Genomic DNA, 16,575 nt, shown 5'->3' with positions numbered 1-16,575 from the left:
GTCGATCCATCGCGCGTCCCCCGGCCGCCCAGCGAGAGACACGCCCCATGCCAGTCGAGCCCGCCGACGCCGTCGAGGAGAGGCTGCCGCCGGCCCGCCTGCTGCCCCTGGCGCTGCAGCACGTGCTCGTCATGTATGCCGGCGCGGTGGCGGTGCCGCTGATCGTCGGCCGCGCGCTCGGGCTCCCGCCCGAGGACGTCGCCGTCCTGATCAGCGCCGATCTCTTCGCCTGCGGCCTCGCCACCCTGATCCAGTCGGCGGGGTTCCCGGGCGTCGGCATCCGCCTGCCGGTGATGATGGGGGTGACCTTCGCGTCGGTCGGGCCGATGCTGTCGATGGCGGCGACCCCGGGGATCGGGCTCCTCGGCATCTACGGCTCGGTCATCGCCGCCGGCCTGTTCGGCCTCCTGGTGGCGCCCTATGTCAGCCGCCTCCTGCCGCTGTTTCCGCCGGTCGTCACCGGCACGATCATCCTGGTCATCGGCATCTCGCTGATGCGGGTCGGCATCAACTGGGCCGGCGGCGGACAGCCGACGATCACGAGAATCGTCGACGGCATGCCGGTCGCCTTCCCGAACCCGGCCTACGCCCAGCCCGGCGGCCTCGGCATCGCCTTCCTGGTGCTGCTGACGATCCTCGCGCTCATCCGCTGGGGCCGGGGCTTCCTCGCCAACGTCGCGGTGCTGGCCGGCATCGTCGCCGGCTCGGTGCTGGCGGCCTGCCTCGGGCTCATGCACGTCGAGAAGGTCGCGGCGGCAGCCTGGTTCGCCCCGGTGCTGCCGTTCCATTTCGGCTGGCCGCACTTCCACCTCGTGCCGGTCGCCACGATGTGCGTCGTGATGATCGTGGTGATGATCGAATCGACCGGCATGTTCCTGGCGCTCGGCGAGATCACCGGCCGGCCGGTATCCCGGGCCGACCTCGCCCGCGGCCTGCGGGCCGACGGGCTCGGCACGCTGGTGGGCGGGGTGTTCAACACCTTCCCGTACACGTCGTTCTCGCAGAATGTCGGCCTCGTCGGGGTCACGGGGGTGCGCTCGCGCTTCGTCACCGTGGCGGGCGGGGTCGTCATGCTGGCCCTCGGCCTGCTGCCCAAGATGGCCGCCCTCGTCGAGGCGGTGCCCCAGGTGGTGCTCGGCGGCGCCGGCCTCGTGATGTTCGGCATGGTGGCGGCCACCGGCGCCCGCATCCTGACCGCAGTCGATTTTCGGGGACGGCCGAAGAACCAGGTCGTGGTGGCGGTCGCGGTCGGCTTCGGCCTGATCCCCCTCGTGGCGCCGACCTTCTTCCGCAACCTGCCGCACGCGCTGCACCCGCTGCTCGAATCGGGCATCCTGCTGGCATCGATCGCCGCGGTCCTGCTCAACGCCTTCTTCAACGGCGTCGGCAGCGCCGAGCGGGCGGGCCGGGAGGCCTCCGCGACGGCCGCCGCCGTCGAGCATGTCTGATTCGAGAGAGGGAACCATGAGCCTGCTGCACAAGACCTACGGCAAGGGCCGGGTGCGGGTGATGCGCGTCCATCGCGACGGCGACCGGCACGCGGTGCGCGAGCTGACCGTGACGGCGATGCTGACCGGGGCGTTCGACCGTACCTTCACGGCGGCCGACAACAGCGCCACCGTCTCGACCGACACGATCAAGAACGTCGTCTACATCGTCGCCCGCGAGAGCCCGGCGCTCTCGACGGAGGCGTTCTGCCGCGCGGTGGCGCAGCGGCTCCTCGACAGCTACCCACAGATGGAGACCGCCACCGTCACCGGCCACGAGACCCGCTGGAACCGCCTCGCGGTCGACGGCGCGGCCCATCCCCACGCCTTCACCCTCGACGGCAACGGCCAGCCCTTCGCCCGGGTCGTCCTGTCGCGCGACGGCGCGACGGTGGAATCGGGCCTTGCCGGCTTCACCTTCCTGAAGAGCACGGAATCGGGCTGGGCCAACTACGTGAAGGACCCCTACACCACGATCCCAGAGACCCACGACCGCATCGCCGCCACCAGCATGGAGGCGTCCTGGGCCTGGACCGCCGAGCCCGCCGACTACGAGGCCGCCAACGCCCGCATCCTCGACGCGCTGCTCCGGGTCTTTGCCGGCAGCTACAGCCACAGCCTGCAGGACAGCCTCTACCGCATGGGCACGGCCGCCCTGGCGGCGGTGCCGGAGATCACGACGATCACGCTCGCCTGCCCGAACAAGCACTACCTGCTGGCGAATCTCTCGCCCTTCGGCCTCGACAACCCGAACCAGGTCTTCATCGCGACCGACGAGCCGCACGGGCAGATCGAGTGCACGGTGGGGCGGTGAACCGGAGGGTCGGCCGACCCGTCGCTCAATGCCGGGTCGGGTTCGTCCCGACGGTCTCGGCGGTGAGCCAGTCGACCACCTCCGCCAGCGCCTCCCGGGGCGGCAGGCCGCGCCCTTGTGCCTCGGTGAAGAGGGCGAGCTGGCGGTCGGCGCTGGTGCCGCGGGCGACGATCCAGCGGGCGAGGTCGAGTTCCGCCGCGCAGCCGAGCGCCCGGGCATCCTCGGCGACGAGGGCGAGCGTCTCGGCGAGCACGGTCGCCACCGGCCGCGCCGTCCGGGTCGCCTCGCAGACGAAGCTGCCGTGGATGCCGTAGCGCTGGGCCCGCCAGCAATTCTCCGCCGCGATCGCCTGCGAGGCGCCGGTGAGGTCGCGGTGGAGGGCGGGATTCCGGGCGAGGTGGCGGATCAGGCAGCGGTAGAGCGCCGCGATGGCGAGGGCGTCGTCGAGGCGGGTGCAGCTGTCGGCGATGCGCAGGTCGAGGCCGGGGCCCGTCGGCGCGGGGCAGACCACCCACCAGACGTGGCGCGGGCCGTCGATGGCGCCCGCCGCCACCACCGTGTCGAGGTAGCGGGCATAGTCGTCCTCGTCGCGAAAGAGCGGCGGCAACCCGCTGCGGGGCAGTTCCCGCGCGGCGGCCAGCCGGTAGCCGAGGAGCCCGGTGCGCTGCGCCTGCCAGAACGGCGAGGAGGTCGAGAGCGCCAGCAGCAGCGGCAGGTAGGGCTGCACCCGGTTCATCAGGTCGATCCGCGAGACGCCGCCGGGTACTCCGACCCCGACGCTGAGGCCGCAGACCACGGTGCGGCTGCCGACCATCTGGAGGTCGCGCAGCACCCGGCCGCCCGCGGCCTGGTCGCGCGGACGCACCCGGCTCCACAGGGCGAGGGGATGGGTGCCCGACGCCATCAGGGCGAGGCCGCGGGCGGAGGCGAGCGCTCCGAGGTTGCCGCGCAGGTCGGCGAGCGCCCGGCGCGCCTCGGCGAGGTCGGCGACCGGGGCGATCGCCCAGACCAGCTGCGGCTCCATCAGCTCGGTGCGCACCAGCGGGGAGGCGGTCCGGCAGGCGGCGAGGAAGTCGCGGGTGCGGGCCCGGGCGGCGTCGCGCTTGCCCGCATCGTTGATGAACACCTCCTCCTCGAGGCAGACGTCGAATTCCGCTCGCATCAGCAGGATCTCCGGCAATCGCAGGCCGCGTCGCGCCGACGGCCGAGGAGCCGCGAATCGGCCTCGGCCGCGGGGGCGGCTCCGTTATCAGGGTGTGGACCGTAGCGCGAGTCCGGGCTCGGCGCCGCGGGACGGGCGGATCAGGCCCTCGGCCGGCCGTCGCCGAGCACGGCCTGGACCAGGGCGAGCACCGCCACGGCGGCGGTGTCGGCGCGCAGGATCCGCGGGCCGAGGGAGAGGCGGACGGTGTTCCGGCGGTCTCCGATCAGGGTGCGCTCCTCGGGCGTGAACCCCCCCTCGGGTCCGATCACAACGGCGAGCGGCAAAGGGTCGTTCCCGGGGCCGTGCCCGGGTCCTCCATGCATCGCGGCGGCCTGCCGCAACGCCGCGACGGGATCGGCGACCGGCGCATCCTCGTCGCAGAACACCAGCAGGCGCTCGGGCGCGAGGCCGGCCACGGCCTCGGCCAGCGGCGCGGCGTCGCGGATCTCCGGCAGGGCCAGGATGCCGCATTGCTCGGCGGCCTCGATGGCGTTGGCGTGCAGCTTGTCGAGCTTGATCCGGTCTCCCTGCGTGCGTCGCGTCACCACCGGCTGGATCAGGCTCGCGCCCATCTCCACCGCCTTCTGGGCGACGTAGTCGAGGCGCGCCGCCTTGAGCGGGGCGAACAGGTAGTGCAGGTCGCCCGGCGGGGTCTGCGGCCGGGTCTGCGCCGTCAGCACCAGGTCGGCCGCCTTGCGGCCGGTGGGCGCGATCTCGGCCCGCCACTCGCCGTCGCGCCCATTGAACACCAGCACGGGCTCGCCCGCCGCGCGCCGCAGCACCGAGAGCAGGTAGTTCGCCTGCGCCCGGTCGAGGGTGTGCCGGGTCCCCTCCCGCATCGGGATGTCGAGGAAGAGCCGGGGAGCGTTGAAATCGGTGGCCGCCATGGCCCCGTGCTCGCCGAGGCGGGGGCCGGCTGTCAATCGCCCGGCCTGTGGCAGCACCGCAACAGGCGTCCGCAACCGGACGGAGCGCCGGAACGAACCGGGCTTTGCCGCATGAAGGCGCCACAATCCTGTGCAGAAACCGGTTCGAGGCCGGGAGCGGCAGGGATTTCTTACGTATGCCCGAGGCGCGGCACGGCCGGACCGGCGAACGACGTCCGGCGGCGATCCCGGAAAGCCGGGGCCTCGGAGCGAGATTTTTGAGGGGGTGGAGATGACCTGCATGCGTGTGACCGTGGCGGCGATGGCCGGAAGCCTGCTCGGCGCGACGCTGCTCGGCGGGGCGGCCCTCGCCCAGGGTGCCGATTGCTCGTCGATCCAGAAGACCCTGACCGAGCGCAAGGACATCGTCGGCAAGGTCAACGCCGCCTCGCAGGGCAAGAAGGCGAAGATCACCGCGGCGGCGGCCTGCACCCTCTTCACCAAGCTCCAGGCCAACGGTACCGAGGGCCTGAAGTGGATCAGCGCCAACAAGGACTGGTGCTCGATCCCCGATTCCTTCGTCGAGGGCTTCAAGGCCGATCACGGCCGGGTCTCGACCCTGAAGACCAAGGTCTGTCAGGCGGCCGTGCAGCAGGCCGCGATGGAGAAGAAGGCCCGCGCCATGGCGGCTCAGCAGCAGCAGGGCGGGGGCGGGGGCGGCCTCCTCGGCGGTCCCGGCCTGACCGGCAGCTTCCGGGTGCCGCAGGGCGCGCTGTGACGTCCCCGCACCGACCGGTGCGGCGCCCGTCGGCATGACGACCGCCCCCGATCGTCCCGTCGCCGATGCGGTGACGGGGCACTGGGTCGACCGGCACGCCCCCGAGGCCGTGCGCCCCTACCTGCGCCTCGCCCGCATCGAGCGGCCGATCGGCTGGTGGCTCCTGCTGCTGCCGTGCTGGTGGTCGGCGGCGCTCGCCGCTATCGCGACCGGGCGGCCCGGCCCGAGCCTGTGGCATCTCGCCCTTTTTCTCGTCGGCGCCGTCGCCATGCGGGGCGCGGGCTCGACCTACAACGACATCGCCGACCGCGACCTCGACGCCCGCGTCGAGCGCACCCGCCTGCGGCCGCTGCCCTCGGGGCGGATCCGCGTGCGCCACGCCCTGATCTTCCTGGCGGTGCAGGCGCTCGTCGGCCTCGCGGTGCTGCTGCAATTCAACAAGACGGCGATCCTCGTCGGCTTCGCCTCGCTGGCGCCCGTCGCGATCTACCCGTTCATGAAGCGGGTGATGCCGGTGCCGCAGGCGGTGCTCGGCCTCGCCTTCGCGTGGGGCGCGCTGATGGGCTGGGTCGCCCTCGTCGGGCGCCTCGAGGCCCCGGCCTACTGGCTCTATGCCGGCGCGATCGCCTGGGTGATCGGCTACGACACGATCTACGCGGTGCAGGACATCGAGGACGACGAGATCGCCGGCATCAAGTCCTCGGCCCGCTTCTTCGGCGCCTGGGTGCGGCTCGCCGTGGCGGGCTGCTTCCTCGCCTGCGTCCTGTGCATCGGCCTCGCCCTGTCCGGGGCCGGGGCCGGTCCGATCGGGCTTGCCGGGCTCGCGCTCTTCGCCGGCCACCTCGCCTGGCAGGTCGGGCGGCTCGATCCGCGCGACGGGGCCGAGGCCCTGCGGCTGTTTCGCTCGAACCGCGATGCGGGTCTGATCCTGTTCTGCGGCCTCACCCTCGACGCGATCTGGCAAGGGCTGATGTAGCGCGTCCTGCGACGCGGCGGCTCAGAGGCTGCCGCCGTCGGTCATCAGGGCCTCGTCGCGGTACACGAGGGGGCGCAGCGGCAGCCGGGCGGTCTTGCGGCGGGTGAGGAAGCGGGGCCGGCGGTGGGCGAGCAGGCCGTGCCGACGGCGGATGCGCACCGCGCCGAGCTTCAGCCGGCCGACCTGCTGACCCATCGCCGAGACGGCGCCGTCCTCCTGGATCACCACCATCGGCAGGCCGGTCTCGGCGCCGAGGCGGCGCCACACCGCCACCACCTCGTCGTCGCCGTAGAGACCGAGCCGCATCACCGGATCGCCGTCGCGGTCGAGCAGCATGACGGCGAAGCGGTCCTCGCCGGCGGCGTCGCTCGCATCCCCGTCGAGGCACAGGGCCAGGCTGCCGGCGACCGAACCGCCGGGAACGCCGCCGACGATCGGCAGGGCCGACGGCTCGGCCTGGACCGGGCCGCGGTGGATGACCGGGAGATCGACGTCGCGACGGGCGGCCTGGCTGCCGGAGGAGCGACGGTTCGAAGAGGGGAATCTGGTGACCATGGTTCTGCTCGACGCCCTGTCCGCGTGAGGCGGCGACCTCTGTCGTGTCGTCCGCCGTTGAGAGGAGATTGCACCCCCGCCGGCTCAAAACGCCTTAAAAGGCAGCGTTAAGCGATGGTTGTCGCGGACCGGATGCGTCGAATGCTCAATAGATCCTTGTCTCGACGCGATTCATTTATCGTTCACTCCTTGCGCAAGGGTGAGCGATGCTCGCCGGTGCCCGGAACGACGGTGCGGCGTCCCTGCGCCCGACCGCGAGCAGCGGCGTCCTTGTGGCGCCCGGTGGCGGCGCCTACAACGGGGGGACCGACGCCCGCCTCCGCTCCGCGGGGAAGCCGGGCGCTCCCCTCGAACCCTCGCGGCCGACCATGACTCTCCCCGACGACGCGCGCGCGATCCTGCCCGAGGGGCTCCTGCCCAAGGGATTGCGGCCCGACGAGGTCCTGCCCAAGGTCCGGGCGATCATCCACGAGGCCGCGCTTCTGGCGCTGCCGTTCTTTCGACAGGGCGAGCGCACGACCGCCCGGGTCTGGAACAAGTCCGGCGGTTCGCCGGTGACGGAAGCCGACGTCACCGTGGACGCCTTTTTGAAGGTGCGCCTGAGCGAGCTCCTGCCCGGTGCGGCCTGGCTCTCGGAGGAGACTCGGGACGATCCGGTGCGCCTCGCCCACGACCTCGTCTGGATCGTCGACCCGATCGACGGCACCCGTGCCTTCCTGTCGGGCGACCCCGATTGGTCGATCGCCGTGGCGCTGCTCGCCCATGGCGAGCCGGTCCTTGGCCACGTCGCCGCGCCGGTCACCGCCACCCTGTACGAGGCCGTGGCCGGGCAGGGGGCGACGAAGGACGGCGTACCGATCCGGGTCTCCGCCCAGGCCGGCGTGGCCGGCGCCCGGGTCACCGGGCCGAAGCCGATGGCCGACCGGATCGAGCGCCGGCTCGGCCTCGGCGAGACCCCCGGCGCGCTGGTACGCCTGCCCCGCATCCCCTCCCTCGCCCTGCGGCTGGTGCGGGTGGCCGAGGGGCTGGTCGATGTCGGGCTGGTCTCGTCGGACGCCCGCGACTGGGACCTCGCCGGCGCCGACCTGATCTTGCGCGAGGCCGGAGGCAGCGTGGTCGGCCTCGACGGGCGGCCCCCGGTCTACAACCGGCGCGAGCCGATCCACGGCGAGCTGATCGCGGTGCCCGGGGCATTGCGGGCCGAGGTGCTGGCGGGTTTGGGCTGAGGCCGCTGCTCTTCGCCGTTGCCCCGGCGGTCGAGTGACGCCACCATGTGGGCATGACCCGCGACGACACCGCCCTGTCCAGGACCCTGTCCTATTGGCTGCGCCACAAGCCGGAGGCAGCCGGCCTCGCCCTCGACCTCGCCGGCTGGACGCCGATCGACGCCGTGCTGGCAGCCTTCGCGGCCGTCGGCCGTCCCGTCGATCGGGACGGCCTGCTGAGGGTCGTCGCGACGAGCGATAAGGCGAGGTTCGAGGTCGATGCCGCCCGGGAGCTGATCCGGGCCCGTCAGGGCCACTCCGTGGCGGTCGCCAGCGACTGGGTCCGGGCGGTGCCGCCCGCGCATCTCTGGCACGGCACGGTCGAGCGGGTCCTGCCGGCGATCCTCGCCGAAGGCCTGCGGCCGATGGCGCGCCACCACGTCCATCTCTCGTCCGATCCGGAGACCGCGCGGACCGTCGGCGCCCGCCGCGGCCGGCCGATCGTCCTGCGGGTCGCGGCCGGGCGCCTGGCCGCGGCGGGGCATCCGTTCTGGGTCACGGGCAACGGGGTGTGGCTCGCCGAGCACGTCCCTCCCGGGGCGATCGAGCGACCGTGACGCCGCCGGGCCGCCAAGGCCTCGTCCGACAAAACGGGTGCCGGTTCACCCCGAGAAAACTCGGCAAACGCGGCGGTCGAGATCGGCCCTCGGCCGTGGCGCGATCGTGCGTGGCTCCAGGAGACTTCACGATCGTTTTGCCATCGTGACGTTCTGTCGGTCTTTGAATCCGCCGCATTGTCTGCGGCGAGCCGGCATCCACCTCGTCGGACGATGCTCTAAGCAGACTTGCGTTGGCAGGCCAACGTTTCGCCCGCTTAGGTTCTCGTCTTGTCGCAGATTTTTGCCGCCGAACCGGGGTCCATTTCGGCGAAATCTGCTTAACGCGACTCGCGCTTCTCCAGCGCCGTCTTCACCTGCTTCAGCTGGTCGAACACCGCGCTCGGCGTGGTGCCGAAGAAGGTGAAGCCCGCGTTGATCGCCCAGTAGCAGCACAGCACGATCACCGGCACCAAAATCCAGGCCAGGATCTCCTCGCCGATCTTGCGGCGGCGCCGGCGCTGGCGGCGACGCTCGCGCCGCGTCACCTTGGGAGAGGGCGGGGTCACCGTCGCGGCCGGGGCGAGGGGGCCCTCGTTGAGTTCTCCGCTCATGGGAACCGTCTCACGTTTCCTGGCGCGGGCGCGGAGCCCGCGGCGTCACTGGCCCCGAGAACCGCCCGGGAAGCGGCCAGGGCCTCAAATGAACATCCCGGCGGGGAGGCCCCGCCGGGATGCGTGCGTCTCTGGGTCAGCCTCATACACGGGAGGCGGGTCGGGATCGAGGGGGGGACGCCCCTCGATCCCGCGCCGGTCAGGCCCGCACCAGCGGCACCTTCGGCACCGTGCGGATGCCGCCGCCGCCGTCGCCCGAACCGCCGTCCTTCGGCTTCTTCGAGGCGGCGCGGGGGCGCCGCGGCTTCTTGGCCGGGCTCTTGCCCGCCTTCTTGGTCGCGTCCGTCACGTCCTTCTCGGGGCGCGGCATCACCGGGCCGGCCGGGAAGACGAAGCCGAGGCTCGGCTTCTCGCCGTCGGGCCGCTTGACGATCACCCGGACGGCGCCGCCGTCCTTGAGCTTGCCGAACAGCACCTCGTCCGCGAGCGGGGTCTTGATGGTCGACTGGATCAGGCGGGCCATCGGGCGGGCGCCCATGGCCTCGTCGTAGCCGTTCTCGACCAGCCAGTCCCGCGCCTCGTCGGACAGCTCGATCGTGACGTTGCGGTCGGCGAGCTGGGCCTCGAGCTGGAGCACGAACTTGTCGACGACCTTGGCCACGACGGTCTTCGGCAGGTGGCCGAAGGACACGGTCGCGTCGAGGCGGTTGCGGAATTCCGGGGCGAACAGGCGGTTGATCGCCTCCTGGTCGTCACCGGTGCGCTTGTTCTGGGTGAACCCGAACGCCGCCTTGGCGAGGTCGGCCGCGCCCGCATTCGTCGTCATGATGATGATGACGTTGCGGAAATCGACCTGCTTGCCGTTGTGGTCGGTGAGCTTGCCGTGGTCCATCACCTGCAACAGGATGTTGAACAGGTCCGGGTGGGCCTTCTCGATCTCGTCGAGCAGCAGCACGCAATGCGGGTGCTGGTCGATGCCGTCGGTGAGGAGGCCACCCTGGTCGAAGCCGACATAGCCCGGAGGGGCGCCGATCAGCCGCGAGACGGTGTGCCGCTCCATGTATTCCGACATGTCGAAGCGCAGCATCTCGACGCCGAGGCTGGAGGCCAGCTGCTTGGCCGCTTCGGTCTTGCCGACGCCGGTCGGGCCGGCGAACAGGTAGGCGCCGATCGGCTTGTCGGGATCGCGAAGCCCCGCCCGGGCGAGCTTGATCGAGGCGGTGAGCGCGTCGATGGCCGCATCCTGGCCGTAGACCACCCGCTTCAGGTTGTCGGTGAGGTGGGCGAGCACCTCCGCGTCGTCCTTCGAGACGGTCTTGGGCGGGATGCGGGCCATCGTGGCGATGGTCGCCTCGATCTCCTTCACGCCGATCGTGCGCTTGCGGCGGCCCTCCGGCACCAGCATCTGCGAGGCGCCGGTCTCGTCGATCACGTCGATCGCCTTGTCGGGCAGCTTGCGGTCGTTGATGTAGCGGGCCGACAGCTCCACCGCGGCCTTCACGGCCTCGGTCGTGTACTTGAGCTTGTGGAACTCCTCGAAGGACGGGCGCAGGCCCTTGAGGATCTCGATCGCGTCCGGGATCGACGGCTCGTTGACGTCGATCTTCTGGAAGCGGCGCACCAGGGCCCGGTCCTTCTCGAAGTACTGGCGGTACTCCTTGTAGGTGGTCGAGCCGATGCAGCGCAGCGCGCCGGAGGCGAGCGCCGGCTTCAAGAGGTTCGAGGCATCCATCGCGCCGCCCGAAGTCGCACCGGCACCGATCACCGTGTGGATCTCGTCGATGAACATGATGGCGTTGGGATGCGCCTCGATCTCCTTCATCACCTGCTTGAGGCGCTCCTCGAAGTCGCCGCGGTAGCGGGTGCCGGCGAGCAGCGTGCCCATGTCGAGGGAGAAGACGGTCGCGTCCGCCAGGACCTCCGGCACCTCGTGCTGGATGATCTTGCGGGCGAGGCCTTCCGCGATCGCGGTCTTGCCGACGCCGGGGTCGCCGACGAGCAGCGGGTTGTTCTTCTGCCGCCGGCAGAGAACCTGGATCGTGCGCTGGACCTCGTTCTCGCGGCCGATCAGCGGGTCGATCTTGCCCTCGCGGGCCTTCTTGTTGAGGTTGACGCAGTAGGCGTCGAGCGCGTCGCCCTTCTTCTTCTGGCCGCCGCGCTCGTCCTCGGTGCCGCTCGGACGTTCCGTCGGACCCTCCTCGTCGGCGCCGCGCACGGGCTTGCCTTCGGACAGGCCGGGGCGCTTGGCGATGCCGTGGCTGATGTAGTTGACCGCGTCGTAGCGGGTCATGTCCTGCTCTTGCAGGAAGTAGGCGGCGTGGCTCTCGCGCTCGGCGAAGATCGCCACCAGCACGTTGGCGCCGGTGACCTCCTCCCTCCCGGAGGACTGCACGTGGATCACCGCGCGCTGAATCACCCGCTGGAAGCCCGCCGTGGGCTTGGCGTCCTGCCGGCCGTCCCCCGTGAGGTTGGCGAGCTCGGTGTCGATGTACTCGACCAGGTTGCGCTTCAGCAGGTCCACGTCGACGTTGCAGGCCCGCATGACGGCGGCCGCATCCTGGTCGTCGACCAGGGCCAGCAGGAGATGCTCGAGCGTGGCGTATTCGTGTCGGCGCTCGCCCGCCAGCGCCAGGGCGCGGTGAAGAGCTTGTTCAAGGCTGCGTGAGAAGCTGGGCAAAGCGGGCCTCTTAGCTGGTGCCTATTTCTTTTCCATGACGCATTGCAGAGGATGTTGGTGTTTCCGCGCAAAGTCCATGACCTGCGTCACCTTGGTCTCGGCGACCTCGTAGGTGAAGATGCCGCACTCGCCGACGCCGTTCTGATGGACGTGCAGCATGATGCGGGTCGCGTCCTCGCGCGACTTGTTGAAGAAGCGCTCGACCACGTGGACCACGAATTCCATCGGGGTGTAGTCGTCGTTGAGAAGCAGCACGCGGTAGAGGTTCGGCCGCTTGGTGCGCGGCTTCGTCCGCGTGATCACGGCGGTTCCCGATCGCCCGTCGCCGTTGCCGGGAGCCCGTGGATTGGCCGCGACCGGCCTGGTGGAGGGTTCTCCCTGCCTCGGGTCCTGAGCCATCTGAATCGTACCGACCTCGCTCTGGCGACCGCGCCAGGACGCGCCGGCCCCCGCGAGACGAGGGCCGCGGACGACCTGCCGGCTGGCAGCCTATCACGTCGGCTGCCGGTGCCGAGCCTAATCTATAGGCCGAGTCGGCGCTTCGCCAGTCGGCTGCGCGCTCTTGTCGTGCAAGAGCCGACGGAGCGCCGGCGGAGGGGTACGCGAGGGGCCCCGAACGCGTGCGACCGGCACGGGGTGGCCCGGCCGGTCGCGGTACTCGTTCCGATGTCGCGGGGGCGCGGCCGTCCGGCCGGCGCCTCAGGCGTTACGCGGCCTGCTTGGCCTCGTCCTCGATCTTGTTGAAGCCGTCCTTGGCCACCGCGAAGGCGCGGTCCTGGGCCTTGGTGGCCTGCTCCTGGGCCTTGGCGACCACGCCCTCGAACGGCTTCGCCATCTCCTTGGCGAGGTTCTGGTAGAGCTCGGTCATCTTGGTGCTCTGGGCCACGAGACGCTCGTAGGAGGTCTTCATGTACTCGGTCTGGATCTCGAGCGCCTTGTCGAGCGAGCGCACGCCGGCGAGCTTCTCCAGGGTGGCGGTGCCGAGCTCGAAGGACTGCTTGGCGAAATCGGTCGCCTCGACGGCGATCGCCTGGCTGGCCTTCGACAGCGAGCCGAAGCTGCGCAGCATCGCGTCCATGCCATCCTTGCCGAGCTTCTGGGCGGCCTCGGCCTGCTGGCCCATATACTGCTGGTTCATGGTGTCGCCAGGCACCCGTCCGGGTGCCCCCTCTCGCGCGGCGGTCGGGCTCGACGGGGCTGCCCGCGCGTCGCGCCCCGCTGACCGTAATATGTGCACTGCACAAAATTCGTCAAGGGTCGTTGTGCGTCGCACAATCGAGACAATTCGAGTCGAATTAACCGGAGCGTAACCGCGCCTCCCTAGCCTGATTGACAGTGATGCCGCCGCGCCACGCCGTCTCGCAGGGCGCCGTCGGTCCAGGGTGCCGCCCTCCGGGATGCGGGCGCCCTCTGCAATCGAACGGGGTATGTGCGTGATGCGTTGCGTTCACGGCCAATCTTCACCCGCGCTGCCGGCCGTGCTCGCCGCCGCGGCGGTGCTGACGGCCCTCACCGCCTCGCCCGCCGAGGCGCGTCGGCGGGCCCATCACGGCGGGGGAGGGGGCTACAATCCGCCCTACGCCGCCATGGTGGTCGACGCCAAGACCGGCCGCGTGATGCACGCGGTCAACGAGGACGCCCTGCGCCATCCGGCCTCGATCACCAAGGTGATGACGCTCTACCTGCTGTTCGAGCAGCTCGAGCGCGGCAAGATGGACCTCGACACGCCGCTGACGGTCTCGGCCAACGCCGCCCGCATGCCGCCCTCGAAGCTCGGGGTGCGCCCGGGCTCGACCGTGACGGTCGAGGAGGCGATCAAGGCGCTCGTCACCAAGTCGGCCAACGACATCGCCTGCGCCATCGGCGAGAACATCGCCGGCTCGGAGCCGGCCTTCGCCGAGATGATGACCCGCAAGGCCCACGCGCTGGGCATGAGCCGCACGCACTACGCCAACGCCTCGGGCCTGCCGGATTCCGACCAGATCACCACCGCCCGCGACCTGACGATCCTGGCGCGTGCGATCCAGGACCGGTTCCCGAAATACTACCGCTATTTCCAGACCCGCTCCTTCGCCTTCAAGGGCCGGGTGATCGGAAACCACAACCACCTGCTCGGCCGCATCGAGGGCGTGGACGGCATCAAGACCGGCTACACCCGCGATTCGGGCTTCAACCTGATGACCTCGGCCCGCACCAGCGACCGCCACATCGTGGCGGTGGTGCTCGGGGGCAAGTCGGTGGCGAGCCGCGACAACATCATGGCGAAGCTCGTCCAGGCCAACCTGCCGGTGGCCTATGCGGGTGCCCGCACCTCGGCGCCGGTGGTCGAGGTGGCCGAGCGGCCGCGTCCCGCGGTCGTCGCCGAGCGTCCCGTCGCGACCCGCACCCTGGTGGCGTCGGCCGACGAGGACGACGCGGTCGAGACCACCAACTCGACCGGCCAGCCCCTCGACATCGCGCCGCGCGGCGGCGCCACGCCGAAGTGGCGCGCCGGCGCCCCCGGCGCCGTGCCGGCGAGCGCCCAGGCCTATGCCCCTTCGGCCGCGCCCGCCTTCCCGGCGCCCGGCGGCAAGTACGCCTCGCGCCTGCCGACCGCCGAGCCCGGCGAGGCTCGCGCCTCGGCCCCGGCCCCGCGCGAGGCCGCGGCACCCGCGGCCAAGCCCGTCACGGTCTCGCCCTGGGTGATCCAGCTCGGCGCCATGGACGACGAGGGCAAGGCGAAGTCGATGCTCGCGGATGCGCGCCAGCGCGGCGGCGGCGCGCTCGCCAAGGCCGCCCCCTTCACCGAGCGCGTGACCCATGGCGGCACCACGCTGTTCCGCGCCCGGTTCTCCGGCTTCTCGGAGGCGGAGGCCGCGCAGGACGCCTGCAAGGCGCTCAAGCGCAACGGCTTCACCTGCTTCGCGACCCGGAGCTAAGCAGATTTCGCCGAAGTGGACACCGGTTCGGCGGCAAAAATCTACGACATGACAAGAAACTAAGCGGACGAAGCGTTGGACTGCCGACGCAAGTCTGCTGAGAGATTGGGATTTCCCGCCAGGGAAGATCTTTCCAGAACAGGACGTAACACGGGCCCCCTCTCCCGAATGGGAGAGGGGCCGGTCGATCGAAGATCACGCGTGAGGGTGACACGGTTCAGCGTGAAACGTTGAGCGTCGTGCCGGCTGCGTGACCATCGAGCTTTACATGGATGCGTAGCACCCTGTCCCATACGGGAGAGGGGACCCTGCGCTAGATTCGTCACGACTTGAGAACAATGCCCCCGCCGCGGCGCGTTCTTGCCGCGGCTCCGTCGACACGCGCGTGGAGTATCAGCGATGTCGGTTGAGCAGAAAGTCCTTGGCCGCGTTGACGCGGGCCGCCAGGTAGTCGGACCCGCCCTGGTCCGGGTGAAGCCGCTTCATCAAGGTTCGATGCGCCCGGCGCACGTCCTCGAGGGGCGCCCCGCGCTGAAGCCCCAGGATCTGATAGGCCTCCTCCTCCGTCATCGGCCCTGGCTGCGCCGCACCGCCCGGCCGCGGGTCTCGGTCAGCCTCAGCGTCTACGCGCCAACCGGCAAACCGGCGGTCCAGATAAGCCTCTAGCAGGCGGGCGCCCTCCGGGTCGCTCGCGCGGCACTCCGAGAGGAGGGCGACGAGTCGCGGCTGCGCCAGCCCGTCGAGGGCCTGGCCCGCGAGAGGGCCGGCCAGCACCGTGCCGCGCATGGCGCCGCTCGCATGGTCGAGCTCCATCTCCAGCAGGGCGGAGCGGACCCGCGACACGGCATCCGCGCGCGGGGAGGCGCCACCGAACCGGCCCAGGCCCATCCGGCCGAGGCCGAAGGGCAGGGCCGCGCCCTGGCGCCAGCCGAGCAGCCAGGCGCCGCCGAGGCCGAGCGCGCCCGCCATGTCGAAGCGCCCGCGCAGAAACAGGAGGGCCGCCGCCGCCAGCGCCAGCCAGCCGCCGGCCTGGCGGATCACCCGCGCGATCGTCGAGGGGTTCGCTGTCGCGTAGTGGCGGCCGAGCCACCACAGGCCGACGAGGACCAGGACACCGAGGCCGAGGGCGATCATCCGGTCACCATCACCTTCGTCTCGAGATTCATGGAAGAACCGTCCTAACCGCCGGTCATCCCGGCGAGGAGCCGGCGCGCCGCCGCATCCTCTTGCGCGGCGAGGCGCAATCCGTCGAGTCCCCGGGCGGCGAAGATGGCCGCGGCGCGGAGCAGCGCGGCGAGCACGCCGGGGGCCCCCGCGTCGAACCGGGCGAAGGCCCCGCCGCTCAGGCGCGCGATCTCGGCAAAGACCGCGGCGGACTCGGGGTCGGGGCCCTCGTGGAAGCAGAAGGCCGGCAGGCCGAGCAGCCCGAGCTCGCCTGCGACGGCGCAGAGATCGTCGGGATCCTCTTCCACCGCATCGCCGACCAGCACCAGGGCCTTGACCGGCTCGCGGCCGGCGAGGTTGCGGGCGTGGCGCAGCACCCGGCCGATCTGGGTGTGACCGCCCTGGCAGGACACGCCCTGCATCAGGCCGGTCAGCGCCCGGGCATCGGCGACGAAGCGGGAGGCCCGGCACTCGGACAGCCCGCGAAAATACACGAGCTGCACCGCCAGCCCGCCGAGCCGGGCGGTGGCTTCGAACATCCCGGCCTGGACCGCGCAGGCGAGGTCCCAGGTCGGCTGGCGGCTCATCGTCGCGTCGAGGGCGAAGACGAGCCGCGGCGCGTCGCCGGCCGGCGCTGCGACCTGCCGGGCGGTTTCCAGGAAGGCGTCGATCGCGGCCGACCGCGCGCCGTCGAGGTCGCGGCCGGACCCGCCCACGGCGC

15 protein-coding genes and 1 pseudogene are annotated in these 16,575 nt (G+C 71.3%); 7 read left to right on the top strand and 9 right to left on the bottom strand.

Annotated elements, in window-relative coordinates:
- Positions 1-47: 47 nt before the first annotated feature.
- Both miv_RS29080 and pucL read left to right on the top strand, forming a co-directional pair.
- Positions 48-1,448, top strand: a complete 1,401-nt coding sequence (locus miv_RS29080; protein WP_207180456.1) for a nucleobase:cation symporter-2 family protein — start codon at positions 48-50, stop codon at positions 1,446-1,448.
- A gap of 16 nt (positions 1,449-1,464) precedes the next feature.
- A complete protein-coding gene (pucL, locus tag miv_RS29075) occupies positions 1,465-2,301 on the top strand; it encodes a factor-independent urate hydroxylase (RefSeq protein ID WP_207180454.1) in 837 nt (278 codons plus the stop codon).
- 25 nt (positions 2,302-2,326) lie between these two features.
- On the opposite strand, the gene miv_RS29070 is transcribed toward pucL, so the two are convergent.
- Positions 2,327-3,463 (bottom strand): YbdK family carboxylate-amine ligase, encoded by a 1,137-nt coding sequence (locus tag miv_RS29070; RefSeq protein WP_207180451.1) that lies wholly within the window; start codon positions 3,461-3,463, stop codon positions 2,327-2,329.
- A gap of 140 nt (positions 3,464-3,603) precedes the next feature.
- On the bottom strand, positions 3,604-4,392 hold the full coding sequence (locus tag miv_RS29065; RefSeq protein WP_207180448.1) for a 16S rRNA (uracil(1498)-N(3))-methyltransferase: 789 nt from the start codon (positions 4,390-4,392) through the stop codon (positions 3,604-3,606).
- 301 nt (positions 4,393-4,693) lie between these two features.
- Here miv_RS29065 and miv_RS29060 point away from each other — a divergent pair, with 301 nt between their 5' ends.
- Positions 4,694-5,149 (top strand): hypothetical protein, encoded by a 456-nt coding sequence (locus miv_RS29060; protein WP_425284164.1) that lies wholly within the window; start codon positions 4,694-4,696, stop codon positions 5,147-5,149.
- 34 nt (positions 5,150-5,183) lie between these two features.
- On the top strand, positions 5,184-6,125 hold the full coding sequence (gene ubiA, locus miv_RS29055; RefSeq protein WP_207180446.1) for a 4-hydroxybenzoate octaprenyltransferase: 942 nt from the start codon (positions 5,184-5,186) through the stop codon (positions 6,123-6,125).
- 21 nt (positions 6,126-6,146) lie between these two features.
- Here ubiA and miv_RS29050 read toward each other — a convergent pair whose 3' ends face one another.
- Positions 6,147-6,680, bottom strand: coding sequence for a DUF6101 family protein (locus miv_RS29050; protein WP_207180444.1), 534 nt, complete (start codon positions 6,678-6,680; stop codon positions 6,147-6,149).
- A 368-nt stretch (positions 6,681-7,048) separates the two neighbouring features.
- Here miv_RS29050 and miv_RS29045 point away from each other — a divergent pair, with 368 nt between their 5' ends.
- Together miv_RS29045 and miv_RS29040 are read left to right on the top strand one after the other, a co-directional pair.
- Positions 7,049-7,906, top strand: coding sequence for a 3'(2'),5'-bisphosphate nucleotidase CysQ (locus miv_RS29045; protein WP_207180442.1), 858 nt, complete (start codon positions 7,049-7,051; stop codon positions 7,904-7,906).
- Positions 7,907-7,959: 53 nt separating this feature from the next.
- Positions 7,960-8,502, top strand: a complete 543-nt coding sequence (locus tag miv_RS29040) for an RNA 2'-phosphotransferase (protein WP_207180440.1) — start codon at positions 7,960-7,962, stop codon at positions 8,500-8,502.
- 320 nt (positions 8,503-8,822) lie between these two features.
- On the opposite strand, the gene miv_RS29035 is transcribed toward miv_RS29040, so the two are convergent.
- The 4 genes and pseudogenes from miv_RS29035 to miv_RS29020 all read right to left on the bottom strand — a co-directional run.
- Complete coding sequence (locus tag miv_RS29035; RefSeq protein WP_048430203.1) at positions 8,823-9,095, bottom strand: hypothetical protein; 273 nt, start codon at positions 9,093-9,095, stop codon at positions 8,823-8,825.
- Positions 9,096-9,294: 199 nt separating this feature from the next.
- Positions 9,295-11,772: an ATP-dependent Clp protease ATP-binding subunit ClpA gene (clpA, locus tag miv_RS29030; RefSeq protein ID WP_048430204.1), complete on the bottom strand. Its 2,478-nt coding sequence runs from the start codon at positions 11,770-11,772 to the stop codon at positions 9,295-9,297.
- Positions 11,773-11,793: 21 nt separating this feature from the next.
- Positions 11,794-12,171, bottom strand: coding sequence for an ATP-dependent Clp protease adapter ClpS (clpS, locus tag miv_RS29025; RefSeq protein ID WP_048430205.1), 378 nt, complete (start codon positions 12,169-12,171; stop codon positions 11,794-11,796).
- A 397-nt stretch (positions 12,172-12,568) separates the two neighbouring features.
- A pseudogene (locus tag miv_RS29020) lies at positions 12,569-12,895 on the bottom strand (phasin family protein); the annotation flags it as partial.
- 313 nt (positions 12,896-13,208) lie between these two features.
- Here miv_RS29020 and miv_RS29015 point away from each other — a divergent pair.
- Complete coding sequence (locus tag miv_RS29015; RefSeq protein WP_048430218.1) at positions 13,209-14,690, top strand: D-alanyl-D-alanine carboxypeptidase; 1,482 nt, start codon at positions 13,209-13,211, stop codon at positions 14,688-14,690.
- 393 nt (positions 14,691-15,083) lie between these two features.
- Here miv_RS29015 and miv_RS29010 read toward each other — a convergent pair whose 3' ends face one another.
- Positions 15,084-15,824 (bottom strand): DnaJ domain-containing protein, encoded by a 741-nt coding sequence (locus miv_RS29010; RefSeq protein ID WP_179945835.1) that lies wholly within the window; start codon positions 15,822-15,824, stop codon positions 15,084-15,086.
- 44 nt (positions 15,825-15,868) lie between these two features.
- A complete protein-coding gene (locus miv_RS29005; RefSeq protein ID WP_207180438.1) occupies positions 15,869-16,570 on the bottom strand; it encodes a vWA domain-containing protein in 702 nt (233 codons plus the stop codon).
- Between the last annotated feature and the right edge of the window lie 5 nt (positions 16,571-16,575).

The sequence above is a fragment of the Methylobacterium indicum genome, from assembly GCF_017347565.1.
GTDB lineage: Bacteria > Pseudomonadota > Alphaproteobacteria > Rhizobiales > Beijerinckiaceae > Methylobacterium > Methylobacterium indicum.
This window is presented reverse-complemented; position numbering and strand designations above follow the sequence as displayed.

What these genes read in the sequence shown, in the direction of transcription:
- miv_RS29080 (WP_207180456.1), top strand. Translation starts at nt 48, where the DNA reads ATGCCAGTCGAGCCCGCCGACGCCGTCGAGGAGAGGCTGCCGCCGGCC.
- pucL (WP_207180454.1), top strand. Translation starts at nt 1,465, where the DNA reads ATGAGCCTGCTGCACAAGACCTACGGCAAGGGCCGGGTGCGGGTGATG.
- miv_RS29070 (WP_207180451.1), bottom strand. Translation starts at nt 3,463, where the DNA reads ATGCGAGCGGAATTCGACGTCTGCCTCGAGGAGGAGGTGTTCATCAAC.
- miv_RS29065 (WP_207180448.1), bottom strand. Translation starts at nt 4,392, where the DNA reads ATGGCGGCCACCGATTTCAACGCTCCCCGGCTCTTCCTCGACATCCCG.
- miv_RS29060 (WP_425284164.1), top strand. Translation starts at nt 4,694, where the DNA reads ATGGCCGGAAGCCTGCTCGGCGCGACGCTGCTCGGCGGGGCGGCCCTC.
- ubiA (WP_207180446.1), top strand. Translation starts at nt 5,184, where the DNA reads ATGACGACCGCCCCCGATCGTCCCGTCGCCGATGCGGTGACGGGGCAC.
- miv_RS29050 (WP_207180444.1), bottom strand. Translation starts at nt 6,680, where the DNA reads ATGGTCACCAGATTCCCCTCTTCGAACCGTCGCTCCTCCGGCAGCCAG.
- miv_RS29045 (WP_207180442.1), top strand. Translation starts at nt 7,049, where the DNA reads ATGACTCTCCCCGACGACGCGCGCGCGATCCTGCCCGAGGGGCTCCTG.
- miv_RS29040 (WP_207180440.1), top strand. Translation starts at nt 7,960, where the DNA reads ATGACCCGCGACGACACCGCCCTGTCCAGGACCCTGTCCTATTGGCTG.
- miv_RS29035 (WP_048430203.1), bottom strand. Translation starts at nt 9,095, where the DNA reads ATGAGCGGAGAACTCAACGAGGGCCCCCTCGCCCCGGCCGCGACGGTG.
- clpS (WP_048430205.1), bottom strand. Translation starts at nt 12,171, where the DNA reads ATGGCTCAGGACCCGAGGCAGGGAGAACCCTCCACCAGGCCGGTCGCG.
- miv_RS29015 (WP_048430218.1), top strand. Translation starts at nt 13,209, where the DNA reads ATGCGTTGCGTTCACGGCCAATCTTCACCCGCGCTGCCGGCCGTGCTC.
- miv_RS29010 (WP_179945835.1), bottom strand. Translation starts at nt 15,824, where the DNA reads ATGATCGCCCTCGGCCTCGGTGTCCTGGTCCTCGTCGGCCTGTGGTGG.